Source organism: Arthrobacter sp. TMP15 (assembly GCF_039529835.1).
GTDB lineage: Bacteria > Actinomycetota > Actinomycetes > Actinomycetales > Micrococcaceae > Specibacter.
Map to the genome: position 1 here is coordinate 1692227 of NZ_CP154262.1, position 14471 is coordinate 1706697.

The window sequence follows — 14471 nt, forward strand, 5'->3', positions numbered from 1 at the left end:
AGTTCTAGAGCGTACACGGGAATGGGGAGATATTTCTTCGCCTACTCGAAACGGGTGGGATCGCCCATCCCGCGACGGACAACCTCAGCGTAACCGCTGGAAAAATCCACAACAGTTGTGGGCTCGGCACCAACATCGCCGGAGTCTATGACGGCATCAACCACGTGATCCAGTACTTCTTTGATCTCCCATCCTTGAGTGAGTGGTTCCTCCTCGTTGGGGAGCAGTAGCGTACTGGAGAGCATTGGCTCACCCAGTTCCTCAAGGATTGCCTGAATGAGGCGGCTGTCTGGAATACGCACTCCAACGGTCTTCTTCTTAGGATGCGAGAGTCGCTTGGGAACCTCTTTGGTGGCAGGAAGAATAAAGGTATAAGGACCCGGAGTGACTGCCTTGATACTGCGGAAGATGTCATTATCTACCATGACAAGCTGTCCCAGCTGTGCAAAGTCCTTGCACACAAGTGTGAAATGGTGCTTGCTATCCAGCGCCCTGATGGCACGGATACGGTCCAGCGCTTCCCGATTGCCAAGCTGAGCCCCAAGTGCGTAGCAAGAATCGGTGGGGTACGCTATCAAGCCACCTGAGCGGAGGATGTCCACGACTTGGCCAACTGTGCGTGCCTGTGGGTCGTCCGGATGAATGTCGAAGAATTTAGCCATGACCTGAGCATACGACTACTGCGCACGCTATCCCTGAATTTGCGCGGGATGTGTGCAGGAGAAACATCTTTTGTTTCCTTTCAGTTACCCCATTTTCAGTAAATTCCCATTTTTTAGGAGGAGTATTGAAAATACTTGTGTCGCAAACGTGAAAGCTGCAGCAGGTCACACAGGAACAGCACCACACGCTAGAAACAGGAAAGTCGGCACAATGGCCAATGAATCAGTGAAACAATCAGGATCAAAGAACTCCGGCCCTTGGGCTGGTTTACTTGGTGCGGATGGCACGTGGGCCAATCTTGGCCGGTTTTTTCTTGTTTGCGGTGTAGTTGGTGTCCTAGTTGCAGCATTGTTTGTTCCTGCAGGGGCACTAGCCACAGCTGCCGTTGGCGGAGCCGATGACTTCATTTCTGTTGTTCCAGAGTCCTTAAACTTCGAAGCACCTTCCCAAGCCACCACTGTTTTGGCAGCCGACGGGTCAACAATTGCCACCCTGTACGCCCAAGACCGGAAAATTGTTGACCTCACCGACATGTCCCCGTTCATCAAGAACGGCGTCATCTCCATAGAGGATGCCAGATTCTACGAACACGGGGGAGTGGATCCCACGGGAATTGCCCGAGCCCTGCTGGCGACCATCAACGGCGGCCGCCAGGGCGCGTCCACCATCACCCAGCAGTATGTCAACAACATGCTGATCGAGCAGTTGGTATCCAACGGAAAAACCGACGAGGCCAAACTGGGTGCGGAAAAGACGGTGGTAGATAAGGTCAAGGAAATCCAGCTGGCTATCGGGCTGGAAAAGAAAATGTCCAAGGATGACATCCTGGCCGGCTATCTGAATATTATCTACTTTGGCAATGGAGCATACGGTATAGAAGCCGCGTCAAAACTTTACTTCAATACCAGCGCAAAAGATCTCACTCTGGCGCAGGCGGCCGTGTTGGCCGGCGTTGTCAATAGGCCCAGTTACTACGACCCCATCACTGAGCCGGAGCATGCTACGCAACGTCGGGATGATGTGTTGGCAAAGATGCTGGCACATAAGAAAATCAGCAAAGAGGAATACGACGTTGCGCTAAAGACCCCCCTTGAACTGCAAGTGACCAAATCAGCGCAGGGTTGTGCCGCGGCTACTTCCGCCCCATACTTCTGCGACTACGTTCAGCAGTTGATCCTCAATAGCAAAGCGTTCGGGGCAACGCCCGAAGAGCGGACCAAAGTCCTGTACCAAGGCGGGCTGACGATTAAAACAACCCTTGATCCGGCTCTTCAAAAAGTCGCTCAAGAACAAGCCAGTGCCACGATGAGCGCCACAGACCCACTCCAACGAGGCGCCGCCATCGTTAGTGTCCAGCCAGGAACCGGCAAGGTACTCGCCATGGCCCAGAACACCGTTTTTGACCCGGCTGCCGCGCCGGGCAATTATATGGGCAACTTTGCTTTACCAGTCAACGATGAGAACGGACAGCCGCTGCACGGTGCTGGCGGATTCCAAATTGGGTCAACATTCAAGCCCTTCGTTTTCGCGGAGTGGCTCAACAGCGGACACTCGATGATGACAACGATCAATGGTGCGGTCCGGAAATATCCAACCGGTTACCCATGGAAGAACAGCTGTGGACCCATCGCGGGCGAGTACGATCCAGCCGCTCCGGGCTCGTTCCTCTTGCCCAACGACGATCCAGACCACTACTACCCGATGAGCGCTTATCAAGGCCTCTACAGCTCTATCAATACCATCACTTTCCAGACGGCCACCACCCTGGATTTTTGTAATATACAGAAGATTGCAACGGCTGCCGGAGTCAAGGACGGGCGCACAAATAAGCCCTATGATGTTTCCCAAATTTCCAGTTTGATCGGCACACAGAATGTGGCTCCCCTGGATATGGCGACGGCTTTTGCCACCTTTGCCAGTGGGGGTATTCGATGCACACCCATAGCGTTGACATCAATCACTGACGCGGCAGGTTCACCACTTCCGGTGCCGGCACCCGACTGCCAGCGCGCCATCACCCCCGAGGTAGCAGCCGGAGTGAGCTATGCACTGCAGAGCGTGCTGGTTCGTGGATCGGGCTACAACATCCCACTGAATGATAAATCGATGGCTTTCGCTAAAACCGGCACAACTGATGGAAATATTGACACCTGGACCATCGGAGCAACCTCAGGCATCGCTACTGCGTCATGGTTTGGCAGCTACCAAGGCAACGGACCAGAATGGGTAAATCAAGACATAGTCATTAACGGCAGGTACTTCACCGGTGTTGATGGCGCAGACCTCGCTGGTGGCCAATGGGCCGCCATCATGAACGCAGCGGCCGGAAACCCGTCCTACGCTCCCGTGCCTTTTGCCCAGCCCCCAGCCGACATGTTGGCACCAACAGCACCCCTGATTGCAGGGGTAACTGATCCGAAGCCGGGCGACAGACCTGCCTTCGCCCAACTCCCAGCACAACCCCCCGCAACAGAAGAGCCAGCAAAGCCGCAGGAGCAACCTACCCAAGCGCCAGCCCCTGCGCCAAAACCGGCGCCACAGCCGCCGGCGCCGGTAGAACCCGCTCCGGCACCGACGCCGTCTCAGCAGATTCCAACGGCACCACCTGCAGCTCCCTAGACCTGCCGCAGTTTCATAGCCTCAAGGAGCACCTATTCCTCCTTTGCGCCGCTTTGGGCGAGAATGGAGACCTACGGGAACCGCCCGCTGTACGAAGGAGCATAACGTGGTCAAGGCTGCATCAGAGATCCGAATTGTTGTTGGCGTCGATGGTTCAACTGCATCTGTCAGCGCGCTCAAGGAAGGCGCCAGATTGGCTGACGAGTTGGGCGGGGTTGTAGAAGCTGTGGCGGTGTGGGAAATGCCCACAAAGCATTCAAGTTACGCCGCACTTGGTATTGGTAGCTTCGAGGAAGGCGCCCAAAAGGTTCTCAGCGACGCGCTTTTTCAAGCGTTTGGTGAACAGGTCCCGACAACGATTTCTGCACACTTAATCAAGGGACAAGCTGCAGGTGCTCTGACAACATTCTCAGAGGGTGCTCGCATGCTGGTTATTGGTAGGCGCGGCCAAGGCGGACTCATGAGCCTGCTCCTTGGCTCGGTCAGTGGCGCGTTAGTCAACCAAGCAACTGTTCCGGTACTGGTGGTTCCGTAGGACCACCCGTGGCATCCCGTGCTAGATGGGTCTCGACTAGTTGCTACTTGAACTAGTTGGTACTTGAACTAAGCCGGTTTTTCGAGGCAGCTAGCGTGGCTTCGCTGCGCTGCGTCCTCTGCCGTTTGCAAAGCCCACGCCAGATCGGTAACTGCCCGCTGGTAGGGGCCAACGCCGTCGTCCTTGTCTATCTGCCCCAAAGCCGTCTGGGACCGGTCCGTCTGGGATGACTGGGGCTCATCGGAGCGTATTTCGCGTCGGTTCAAACGAACCGGGCCAAAACCACACGCGAGCAAATCACTGGGTCTGAGGCGAGCAGCTGCGGCTACGGCGCGGATCAATGCGGAGGTTTCCGGAACTCGGACATCGCTCATGCTGGGAAATTCGATGGCGGCGCCTGGATCGAGCTCGTACCGGCTCCATTGAGCGATCAAGACATCGTGCTGGGCAGTGATCGCAAGCAGAGCCACACTGAGCTGGGTGCGCCGTTTCTCTTGGTTGGCGGTGGCCTGCTGACGCTGCAGAATTTTGTGAGTAGTAATAGCCGCTGCCATGGCGAAGACCAGCAACAGAATGGATGTGAGATTGCTTGTTAGGGCCGGAATGATAATCATCGGCAGTAACACGCAGAGCCCGGTGAACGCATACCAAAAGGTGGAATCGGGATCGTTCTCCGGTTGCGTGCGCGTATGGATCAGCCACACAGTGCCCGCAGCCGTCACGGTGACTAGCAAAAGAAGAACAATAACAACCATTTCCAGTACCTCCTAGCACAAGGTCGGGCCGGTGATGGCCGCAGACAATGAGCGGGCCAACACTATTCGTGGCCATACTCCATTGCAGGCCTAAATTCGGGGAAGGTCAAGAGCAATCCGTCATCACACTAGCTTCGGGGGCACATTCACAGGAGCCGTATTCACAGGAGCCGTTAGAGCAGCCGCGGCCCGATGGCAAGCATGACGGAAATAGCGCACATCATTATCAGGGCGTAGCGAAACATTAGGTGGGCCCATGCGTTGTCGTCAGGGGCAGTGAAACCGCGCAATGCGGCAACGAGCCAGCCAACTCCAAGAACCGCCATGACGGCCGTATACATCCATCCGGTATAGCCGAAAAGTTGGGGGAGGAGTGAAACTGCGACGAAGAGCACCGTGTAAAAAAGAATTTGAACTTTGGTGTGAGCATTACCCCGAACTACTGAGATCACAGGTACGCCGGCTCGGGCGTACTCAGCCCTGCGGTAGATAGCGATCGAATAGAACGCAGGGAACTGCCAAAGGAAAATCATGATGAAGGCAACGGCCGCGCCCATATCAAATGAATTGCTGGCACCAACGTAGCCGCCAAGAATTGGCGCCGCACCGGAGATGCTCCCTACTACCGTGCCGTGGAGTGACATTCTTTTGGAGAACATACCGTAAAAGACCACGTAGATGAGGAAGCCAGCCAGTCCCACTCCTACGACGAGGGGGTTGGTCCAGAGGATAAGGATGGCCATACCGAGCATGCCAAGTACGGCAGCGTAAATGCTGGCGTTGCGCACGCCTACACCACCTGTCACGGATGCCCGTTTCTTGGTTCGATCCATAAGGGTGTCGATGTCTCGGTCAAGGATGTTGTTGAGCACGCATGCTGACGCAATGACCAGGGTGGTACCCAGGCAGACTGCCAGAAAGACTACCCAGTTGATACGGCCCTCACTGGCGAAAAGAAAACCTGCCGCCGCGGTTAGGACGTTGCCATAGAGGACTCTGGGTTTTGCAAGAGAGTAGTAACGAAGAGCTCTGGCGCGCCAAGAGGTACCAGTGGCTCTTGCTGCAAGTGCGCTGTCCTTGCCATCAGTTCCGGGACCAACAGCTTCTCCAATATCTCCAACTATGCTCTTTTTGCAAGCTGCTTCAGTGTTGGTGGACGGAGTGCCTTGATGGGCGGGCCTTGATGAACTACGGGTGGTCATGAGGAGCTCCAAAACGAAAAGTGACTATCTCAAGAGTATCCTCCGGCGGCATCTTCAGCGGACTAACGAGAGCAGGATCAAACGATAGTGGGACAAGCTTTTAGTGGTCAACTGACTAGCTGGCAAAGGAACAATCTCGTGTGGGCGGATGCCAACAATTGGTTGGTTCGTCCTCTCCTTCTTTTCCCTCTCGGGCATCCGTTTGGGATCCAGGTTCTGATGGTGGCGCCGAAGCAACTTTCTAGACCTGATTCATAGAGAATATAGAATACATATTCTTCAGTTTGAAGAATCACTAGCAATACCCGTAACTTGGGACTATAATTGTGGTATGGGTAGTTCAATGAATTTCCCGGCTGGTCGGGATGTTTCCTCCACCACAATGGGTGTGGCGGACTTCATTGCTGGGCTAGTTCTTCCCGTGATCGGGCCGCTGGCCAATGATATTGCTGCGATGGTGTCACTGCCAGACTTCCCGGGTCCTAACGGTGATCTCAGGACTACTGCTTCTGAGGCTGATGGTGTTGTGGTGGGTGGAGCGTTACCGACTTCGCGTTTAGGGTGTGTGCGGGCGTTAATGGATGAGTGCACCGCGGCTATCGAAGCCCTACGCGTGCATCAAAATCAATGTGCAGCTCTTGCGGCCGTTTTAATGGAGCGTCTTTCTTGTGCTGGCGGCCTTGAAGGGAGCATCCTTGCCTTTGATGCGTTCCAGCGTGAAGGGTCCATGTCCGGGCTCCGCGCTGAGGTAGCCGGGGTTTTACAGATCCCTGAGGGTGTGGCTGGGGAGTTAATGACTCATTCGCGCACGCTCGTGCGGGAGTTGCCAGGCACTCTCTCATGCATGAGTACGGGCGCTTTAGGCTGGGACTATGCGGTCATTATTGCCCAGGAAACAGCCTTGGTCCGTCAAAGTGGTGTCCCTGCGGCTGCGGTTGACTCTCTAGAGCAGGTCTTACTCGGCAAAGCCGAAGACTGCACGGTCTCTAGCTTCCGTGAAAAAGCCAGACGGCAACGTGAACGTCTCTATCCTGAAACGATCACTGCCCGCACCAGACGCGCCTTGAGCGATAGGTATTTACGAGTCAATCGTGGCCACGACGGAATGTCCTGGCTCAGCCTGTATGGCCCAGCACCAACTCTGGAAGGAATCTGGAGTCAATGCACCCTCACTGCTCAAAGCGCCCAAGGCCCCCATGAAACCCGGACCCTGACCCAACTCCGTGCCGATGTAGCAGCGTCCCTGCTACTGAATCAAAGCATGGCCCAAAACCACATCCACAGCCCCGCCCCACCCATGCAACCCGATGCGAGTGAAGATAGTGCTGAAATGCCCGAGCATGGGGCAATGCCAGGGTGTGATGAAATATCCGGCTGTGGTCAAATATCCGGGTGTGGTGAGTCGTGGTTTTCAACCCTCGACTCCGAACCGCACAGGGACCAGGAGGACAGGGACCAGGAAGGCAGGGACCAGGAAGACCTTACAGCTGATGAAGGATCATGGCGGGTAGATCCTCAGCTAATCCCGGTCTTTGATGATCCGCACTACACCGATCCAGGATTCAAAGACCCTGATATCCGCAATGATCCACAGTGGGACCCCACAGCCCGACCACCAACCCTTACCCCACCACCAGGCTCAGTATCAGGCCCACTACCTGGCTCATCATCACAGACTACCGATGGTCGTCATCGGGGGCATCGTCGGGGCAATCACAGCGGCGCTGCCGGCGTGGGTGGTGGGGTTGTTATGGAGGAGGTATGGCCGCCGTTGCCGCAGGTGACACCGGTGTTACTGATACCTGTGTTGTCGTTGCTGGGCGCTACACAGGATCCTGCGTGGCTTGAAGGGGCTGGTCCTATCAGTATGGAAGTCGCCCGGCGACTAACGCAGGGATCGAAGTCCCTGTTACGGGTTCTGGTAGACCCGGTCAGTAACGAGCCCTTAGACGCTGCCCCGCAGCGCTACCGAGTCAGTAAAGCGATGCGGACTATGCTGGCGATCAGGGATGAATACTGCCAATTTCCGGGTTGTTTAGCCAGAGCAAGTAACTGCCAGATTGACCACATCAAGAAATTTGCTCACGGTGGCAGATCTATCTTCAATAACTTAGAGACTCTCTGTCATCACCATCATCTCCTGAAACACTTCAAGGACGATCGGACCCGCAATGGTGCTTGCCGCACCGATCAATCACCCCAACGCCAAGCGATGAAACTTCGCGGCTGGACACCCACGAACACACAGGGCCGTATTGCCTGGACCTCACCGAGTGGACGGTACTACCCACCCGCCACCCACGAGGACCACGCACCGAGCTACCCGAAATGGTTGAAAAAACACCTCGAGACCGAAGACCGCAACGCCCTAGAGGACCACGAAGAAGCACGCATCCAGAACATGGACCAAGCAAACCCCTACTCCACACCCCTACCAACACCACCACCAGGAACATATCCCTGCGCCGAAGACGAAGAAACCCTCAACGAACAAACACTCAACCACTACCTCGCCCACCACAACACAACCTAAACACGGCCTCGACTAAGCAGAATGCGGGGTCATGAAATCGCAGCGTTCAGGGTCATGAAATCCTAGTAGCGTTCAGGTTCAGAACCCAGCTCAAAGCGAATTCCACGAACACTGTTTGGGACGATCTCCACGAATGTGTATTTGAGCGTTTGTAGCCAGGGGAAGAGCGGCAACTGGCTCACTACATCGATCTCCGACTGGGATTCAAGGACGCGTGCCTTCCCTTTCACCACGATGCTCCACGCTTCATTCTCGGTGAGACCATCTATTTCGAAAGCCACTGAATCATTGATAGTCAGTTCTGCCAGTTTTGTCCCGGGGTTTGTTCGAATGAGGAGCTTGCCGTCGTGCGCAAGATAGTTGATGGGAAATATGTCAGGCTCATTGGCAACGCTGAGTGCGAGGCGACCGAAACGGGTGTGTTCAAGAAACTGCCATGCATCGTCGTTGGACATATTCACGCCGGGACGCTCTTCAATAGTCATGCTGTGATTATGCCCCACAGTTCATGGCGGCCGCTATGGCTATGGCATGGGACAAGCCGCGTGGCGGATTACTGGCTCAACTAGATGGAACAGACTGAGTGCCAAAATCAGGTAAAGAACCAGCACTCTCACGCAGAACAACAGTACCTGTAACACTGGGAGGCTGCTTTGCCAGCGGAGCAAGCGCCATTTGCGCGGCAAGGCGCCCTATGTTTTCAAGCGGTAGACGGTAGGTGGTAAGGCCGGGAAAATGGTCCCGCAAAGTAGGGATGTCATCAAATCCGGTTACCTGAACATCTTCGGGAATGCGTAAACCCCTAGACCTCAACGCGGTCATGGCCCCCAAAGCCATGACGTCGTTGGCTGCCATAATGCACAGCGGGGAGCCATCGCCGAACTCCACCGCAGCGTTCAATTCTTGGGCAACACTTAGCGGACCCAGAGAATCCAGATACTCTAACGTGGAGTCGTAGCCACCCTGGCTGGTAAATGCTCCATGCACCACGGCGAGCGGCTGGAGCTTTGCTTGTGCCAGACGATCCGAAAAACCTTCAACACGAATCCGTGCAGTATTGCGGTCGTGTGGGCCGGCCAAGATGACAAAGCGTCGTATTCCTTGATCAAGCAACGCACCTGCAAGCGCTGCGGCGCCATCGTGGTTTTCAACGTGCACCACCTGTGCTTCGTGGATAGCAGAAGCTCCCAAGGTCACAACACGCCCGCCGTTCCTAACGTATCGAGACAGGGCCATTATCAGCCGTGGATCTTCGTCCAAAAGCCGGGATGCGGCTAGAATAATAGCGTCAGTGCGGTATGAAATGAACGCATTCACGGCTGCTAGTTCGGCACCGCCGGGGGAGTCGCCGTCGCGTTCTATGTCAGTTCCGGCCAATAACACTTGGTGGTTGGTATCAAGGGCCGCCTGCTGCACTCCGTGGGCAATGGCGGAAAAATAGGGGTCGGCTATGTCATGTACCACGAGCCCCACTAAGCCTGTGGTTGATCTGGCCAGCGCTTGAGCCTGCGCGTTGGCCACATATCCCAGCTCCTCGGCTGCAGCCTTGACTCGCTCAGCAATATCGGGCGCAGGAGTCCTACTTGAGCCGTTCAGTACCCGCGAGGCAGTTGCCAGCGACACGCCAGCTTGGCGCGCCACTTCAGTGAGTTTTACCGGCACAGAGGCGTCCTTTTCTAAGAATAATGCATGAGTCAACAGCTATCTCTTGACCCGGAGCTAACTTCAGCATATATTGGAAAGCGCTTTCCAAAGTTCAGGCCACGCCGGGTTTGCTGGTACGTGCCAACACCAGAGAACAACACTTGAGCACAACATTCAGGAGAAATCAGTGACTCTTACCACCGCCAATGAGCAGCCCACTGCAACGCCGGAACAAACCGGCGCACATGCCGAGGGCAACCGGCGGGTGATACGTATCGCCATGAACGGCATAACCGGCCGTATGGGCTACCGTCAGCACCTATTGCGCTCCATCCTGCCCCTGCGGGATTCTGGTCTCCTACTCGAAGACGGAACCAAGGTAGCCATTGAGCCCATCCTCGTGGGCCGTAACGAAGCGAAGGTGCGCGAGCTAGCTGAACTGCACAATGTTCAGCACTGGACAACTGATCTGGATGCTGTCATTGCCGACCCCACGGTCGATGTTGTCTTCGACGCTTCCATGACAAGTCTGCGCGCAGCCACCCTGAAGAAGGCTATGGCCAATGGCAAACATATTTACACGGAGAAGCCCACCGCGGAAACCCTTGAAGAAGCTATTGAACTGGCACAGATCGGCAAGGATGCCGGCATCACCGCAGGGGTTGTCCATGACAAGTTGTACCTGCCGGGCTTGGTAAAACTGCGCCGCCTAGTTGAGGAAGGGTTCTTTGGCCGTATCCTTTCCATTCGAGGAGAATTCGGTTACTGGGTGTTCGAAGGGGACCACCAGAGTGCGCAGCGTCCCTCATGGAACTACCGCAAGGAAGATGGTGGTGGCATGACAACAGATATGTTCTGCCACTGGAACTACGTGCTTGAAGGCATTATCGGTAAAGTTAAGTCCGTCAATGCCAAGACAGCCACTCACATCCCGGCCCGTTGGGACGAGACCGGCAACGAGTACAAGGCAACAGCCGACGACGCAGCGTACGGCATCTTTGAGCTGGAAACCCCAGAGGGAGACGCCGTCATTGGCCAGATCAACTCCTCTTGGGCTGTGCGCGTGTACCGCGATGAACTAGTTGAGTTCCAGATTGACGGCACCCTTGGTTCAGCAGTTGCCGGTCTGAATAAGTGTGTTGCCCAGCAGCGAGCCCACACCCCAAAACCTGTGTGGAACCCGGATCTGCCCGTCACGGAATCGTTCCGCGACCAGTGGCAGGAAGTTCCCGCGAACGCAGAGTTGGATAACGGCTTCAAGCTGCAGTGGGAAGAGTTCCTGCGCGATGTTGTTGCCGGTCGTGAACACCGCTTCGGGCTCCTTTCGGCCGCACGCGGTGTGCAGTTGGCCGAGCTTGGTCTACAGTCATCTGCTGAACGCCGCACCTTCGACGTCCCGGAAATTGAGCTTTAGTCATGGCTGCTAAATACAGTGAGAACATCACCATCACGTTGCCACTGGCCAACGGCCAGCTCGAAGCATTAACTCTGGAAGCGCCGGGCCCTTGGCGCAAGCCCACGCAGTTACTGCGCTCCCGCAAAGTTTATGCGGCTGCGCATGTCACACCAAAGGTGCTTGGAAACAACGTTCCCGGAGCCCGCGCAGATATTGATTGGGACGCCACCATGGCGTTCCGGCGTGAGCTATGGAGCTGGGGCGTGGGGATTGCCGACGCCATGGACACGGCCCAGCGTGGCATGGGCCTGGACTGGGCTGCAACGCAGGAACTGATCAATCGCAGTGCTGCTGAGGCCGCTTTCATTGCCACCCCGGAGCGCACAGTGCGCGATCTTCTTGCCTGTGGGGCCGGGACAGATCAGCTGGATCCGGCCGCCGTTGAACCCGGTGAAGAAGGGTTAGCCGCCGTGCTTGCTGCTTATCGGGAGCAGATCGCAGTGGTTGAAGCGTCAGGGGCCAAGGTCATCATTATGGCCTCACGCGCCCTGGCCAAGGTAGCCGCAAGCCCGCAAGATTACCTAGATCTTTATGGCACCTTGCTGAGCGAGGTGAAGGAACCTGTTGTGCTGCACTGGCTCGGGACTATGTTTGATCCGGCTTTGGCCGGCTACTGGGGGAGCAGCGATGTTGCCTCCGCGACTGCCACGTTCCAGACCCTCATCGATGCTCACAGCACAAAGGTTGATGGTGTGAAGGTTTCATTGCTCGACGCCGGGCACGAAGTAGCGTTGCGGGCGAGCCTTCCAGAGGGTGTGCGTCTGTACACCGGTGATGATTTCAACTACCCGGAACTCATCGACGGAGATGGCACTCGCCACTCGGACGCACTGCTGGGTATTTTTGCAGCTATTGCCCCTGCCGCCTCAACCGCTCTACAGGAATATGATGCAGGGCGTCCCAGAGAAGCACGCGCCATCCTTGATTCCACAAGAAATTTGGGCTTGCACATCTTTGAAGCACCCACCTATTACTACAAGACGGGCATCGCGTTTCTAGCCTGGCTCAACGGGCACCAGGCCGGCTTCCAGATGGTGGGAGGTCTACATGCCGGACGCAACCTGAACCACTTGGTGAAGTTGTTCCGACTGGCCAACACGGCAGCCCTCCTTCTCAAACCTGAACTAGCCGCCGCCAGAATGGCATGTTACTTAAACGCTGCGGGTGTTGCTTCGGAGCTCTCTCGCGCCCCGATGATCTCAGAAGGGGTTAGCGAATGAGGACTTTCGCAAAGCTGTCAATCAACACAGGAACTATCAAGAAGGCATCCCTCGCCGAAGCTCTTGAGGTCACTGCAGCCGCTGGACTGTCCCACATTGGGCTATGGCGGGACAAAGTAGCCGAGGTTGGTTTAGAACACGCACTAAAAATGGTGCGTGAGTCGGGTTTGCAGGTCTCAAGCCTGTGCCGTGGCGGATTCTTGACAGCTGCAGATGAGCAGGGCCAAGCTGCTGCGTTGGCAGATAATAAGGCGGCCATATTGGAGGCGGAAGCCCTTGGGGCGCCAGAAATCATCATGGTGGTGGGCGGGTTACCTGACTTCAGCGTTGCTCCCGGTGCCGTTGATGGCGGCGGTGCCACTGGTTCAATAGCTGGTGGAAAAGACGTGGTGTCAGCGCGCGAGCGTGTCGGGGAACGTCTCGGTGAGCTTGTCCCTTTTGCCATCGAACACGGAGTCAGGTTGGCCCTTGAACCACTGCACCCAATGTTCGCAGCGGACCGCGCCGTGCTTTCGACGTTGGGCCAGGCACTTGATTTGGCCGCGCCGTACCCGGCCGAGGCCGTGGGCGTGGTGATTGACACTTTTCACGTGTGGTGGGACCCATCCCTTCAAGAACAGATCGCGCGGGCCGGGCAAGAAGGCCGGATCGCGTCCTATCAGGTGTGCGATTTCAACCTACCCATCGCTTCTGACTCACTGTTGTCCCGCGGTTTCATGGGCGACGGCGTGATCGACTTCCCCACGATTGGACGCTGGGTTGCTGAGGCCGGCTACAGCGGGGTTATTGAAGTTGAAATCTTCAACGAGGAGATATGGGCGCAACCGCATGCTGAAGTGGTGGAGTGTGTCAAAGACCGATACAGGCAACTGGTGGCACCCTATGCCAATGACGATGCGGATGTTTCTATACTTTAGAGACAATTTTGATGACGTAGACCAGGGGCCCCCAGGGCGGTCAACGTCAGCGGCCTGGCCGCGGTCGTAGGCCGAATCAAATTGTTGGGCCCCGGCCCATGTCCAGCCGGTATATAAAGCCGTGATGGTGTCATTGGGGCCGATGATTTCCCCTGTGCTCTCGCTCAAGACCTGCACGGCAAGGTCACGCGGGGCATTATTGGGTGGAATCGCGATGCTGGGCTCACCGTTTGCAGCAAAGGTGGTTACTGGCAGTTGGCCATTCTTCACCAGGGCAGCAACCTCTTCAGTGGTCAGAAGCCGGGACTTGCTTCAGCACTGTATGCGCCAACCTTTGCACTGGTAAAAACGTCGAAGATCTTCGGGAACCGGAGCCTGAAAGTATCGTTGAGGACATACCCTCCACCGGCTACCTCGGAGAATGTCTGAATGAGTGTCTTGCCGGTGAGAGCGTCTATGACTGTGTGACGGAACGAGACCTCTTGCCCGGGGGCGACCTGTGCACCGTCACCTTGGGTAAGCAGTGCCATAGTTTGTTCCTGGATCTTTAGTGGAGTGTCAAAAGTGACCTCGGGTGCTTGACCTTCGCTACCTGCAACAGCCCGAACGGTGGAAAGAACTCCTGCGTCCGGCGGCGGGCTACTCGCCGTATCTGTGGGGCCGGACAGGCAAACGGTCAATGCTAGAAGACGGCGCATGGAATCACTTCCTAGGGCTGGTTCTCAAGCGTCCGTCAAGCCTGACCCAGGAAGGATGGGCTGTCAAGGCTCCCAAGAATGCACCCTAGTTGGCAGCATCTCCGTGACGTGCGGCACAGGAGAACATAAAACCGCCGTTGCACCCTTCAACCTCGAGTTATCAAAAGGATGCAACGGCGGCTGATGTTCTCATGCCAGGTGTTCAGGCTCTCCTTTGAACTGGCTCACG

General features: G+C 56.1%; 12 protein-coding genes. 6 read left to right on the forward strand and 6 right to left on the reverse strand.

Features of this window, described 5'->3' with window-relative positions; translation table 11 throughout:
• Positions 1-41: 41 nt before the first annotated feature.
• Complete coding sequence (locus tag AAFM46_RS07420) at positions 42-662, reverse strand: L-threonylcarbamoyladenylate synthase (protein WP_283526720.1); 621 nt, start codon at positions 660-662, stop codon at positions 42-44.
• A gap of 211 nt (positions 663-873) precedes the next feature.
• Here AAFM46_RS07420 and AAFM46_RS07425 point away from each other — a divergent pair, with 211 nt between their 5' ends.
• Both AAFM46_RS07425 and AAFM46_RS07430 read left to right on the forward strand, forming a co-directional pair.
• Positions 874-3282, forward strand: coding sequence for a transglycosylase domain-containing protein (locus AAFM46_RS07425; protein WP_343320202.1), 2409 nt, complete (start codon positions 874-876; stop codon positions 3280-3282).
• Positions 3283-3388: 106 nt separating this feature from the next.
• Complete coding sequence (locus AAFM46_RS07430) at positions 3389-3817, forward strand: universal stress protein (protein ID WP_283526724.1); 429 nt, start codon at positions 3389-3391, stop codon at positions 3815-3817.
• Between the two features lie 68 nt (positions 3818-3885).
• Here the strand turns inward: AAFM46_RS07430 and AAFM46_RS07435 are convergent, their stop codons facing one another.
• Both AAFM46_RS07435 and cyoE read right to left on the reverse strand, forming a co-directional pair.
• Positions 3886-4572 (reverse strand): hypothetical protein, encoded by a 687-nt coding sequence (locus AAFM46_RS07435; protein ID WP_343320203.1) that lies wholly within the window; start codon positions 4570-4572, stop codon positions 3886-3888.
• Between the two features lie 173 nt (positions 4573-4745).
• On the reverse strand, positions 4746-5774 hold the full coding sequence (gene cyoE / locus AAFM46_RS07440; protein ID WP_343320205.1) for a heme o synthase: 1029 nt from the start codon (positions 5772-5774) through the stop codon (positions 4746-4748).
• A 331-nt stretch (positions 5775-6105) separates the two neighbouring features.
• Between cyoE and AAFM46_RS07445 the strand changes: the two genes are divergently transcribed.
• Positions 6106-8307: a DUF222 domain-containing protein gene (locus tag AAFM46_RS07445; RefSeq protein WP_343320206.1), complete on the forward strand. Its 2202-nt coding sequence runs from the start codon at positions 6106-6108 to the stop codon at positions 8305-8307.
• Positions 8308-8369: 62 nt separating this feature from the next.
• Here the strand turns inward: AAFM46_RS07445 and AAFM46_RS07450 are convergent, their stop codons facing one another.
• Both AAFM46_RS07450 and AAFM46_RS07455 read right to left on the reverse strand, forming a co-directional pair.
• On the reverse strand, positions 8370-8792 hold the full coding sequence (locus tag AAFM46_RS07450) for a pyridoxamine 5'-phosphate oxidase family protein (RefSeq protein WP_283526735.1): 423 nt from the start codon (positions 8790-8792) through the stop codon (positions 8370-8372).
• Positions 8793-8868: 76 nt separating this feature from the next.
• On the reverse strand, positions 8869-10005 hold the full coding sequence (locus AAFM46_RS07455; protein WP_343320208.1) for a LacI family DNA-binding transcriptional regulator: 1137 nt from the start codon (positions 10003-10005) through the stop codon (positions 8869-8871).
• 226 nt (positions 10006-10231) lie between these two features.
• On the opposite strand from AAFM46_RS07455, the gene AAFM46_RS07460 reads away from it, so the two are divergent.
• From AAFM46_RS07460 to AAFM46_RS07470, 3 genes are read left to right on the forward strand one after another with little or no spacing between them, the layout of a single operon-like run.
• Positions 10232-11365 (forward strand): Gfo/Idh/MocA family oxidoreductase, encoded by a 1134-nt coding sequence (locus tag AAFM46_RS07460; RefSeq protein ID WP_283528538.1) that lies wholly within the window; start codon positions 10232-10234, stop codon positions 11363-11365.
• A gap of 2 nt (positions 11366-11367) precedes the next feature.
• Positions 11368-12627 carry a dihydrodipicolinate synthase family protein gene (locus AAFM46_RS07465; protein WP_343320210.1) on the forward strand — a complete coding sequence of 420 codons (1260 nt, stop codon included), beginning with the start codon at positions 11368-11370 and terminating at the stop codon, positions 12625-12627.
• Positions 12624-13544 carry a sugar phosphate isomerase/epimerase family protein gene (locus AAFM46_RS07470; protein WP_343320211.1) on the forward strand — a complete coding sequence of 307 codons (921 nt, stop codon included), beginning with the start codon at positions 12624-12626 and terminating at the stop codon, positions 13542-13544. The genes AAFM46_RS07465 and AAFM46_RS07470 overlap by 4 nt, the downstream gene beginning before the upstream one ends.
• A gap of 293 nt (positions 13545-13837) precedes the next feature.
• Here AAFM46_RS07470 and AAFM46_RS07475 read toward each other — a convergent pair whose 3' ends face one another.
• Positions 13838-14242, reverse strand: coding sequence for a hypothetical protein (locus tag AAFM46_RS07475; RefSeq protein ID WP_343320212.1), 405 nt, complete (start codon positions 14240-14242; stop codon positions 13838-13840).
• Positions 14243-14471: the final 229 nt, after the last annotated feature.

Excerpts from the sequence above, each read along its gene's own strand:
- AAFM46_RS07420 (WP_283526720.1), bottom strand. The coding sequence starts at position 662 with ATGGCTAAATTCTTCGACATTCATCCGGACGACCCACAGGCACGCACA.
- AAFM46_RS07425 (WP_343320202.1), top strand. The coding sequence starts at position 874 with ATGGCCAATGAATCAGTGAAACAATCAGGATCAAAGAACTCCGGCCCT.
- AAFM46_RS07435 (WP_343320203.1), bottom strand. The coding sequence starts at position 4,572 with ATGGTTGTTATTGTTCTTCTTTTGCTAGTCACCGTGACGGCTGCGGGC.
- cyoE (WP_343320205.1), bottom strand. The coding sequence starts at position 5,774 with ATGACCACCCGTAGTTCATCAAGGCCCGCCCATCAAGGCACTCCGTCC.
- AAFM46_RS07445 (WP_343320206.1), top strand. The coding sequence starts at position 6,106 with ATGGGTAGTTCAATGAATTTCCCGGCTGGTCGGGATGTTTCCTCCACC.
- AAFM46_RS07450 (WP_283526735.1), bottom strand. The coding sequence starts at position 8,792 with ATGACTATTGAAGAGCGTCCCGGCGTGAATATGTCCAACGACGATGCA.
- AAFM46_RS07460 (WP_283528538.1), top strand. The coding sequence starts at position 10,232 with ATGAACGGCATAACCGGCCGTATGGGCTACCGTCAGCACCTATTGCGC.
- AAFM46_RS07465 (WP_343320210.1), top strand. The coding sequence starts at position 11,368 with ATGGCTGCTAAATACAGTGAGAACATCACCATCACGTTGCCACTGGCC.
- AAFM46_RS07470 (WP_343320211.1), top strand. The coding sequence starts at position 12,624 with ATGAGGACTTTCGCAAAGCTGTCAATCAACACAGGAACTATCAAGAAG.
- AAFM46_RS07475 (WP_343320212.1), bottom strand. The coding sequence starts at position 14,242 with ATGCGCCGTCTTCTAGCATTGACCGTTTGCCTGTCCGGCCCCACAGAT.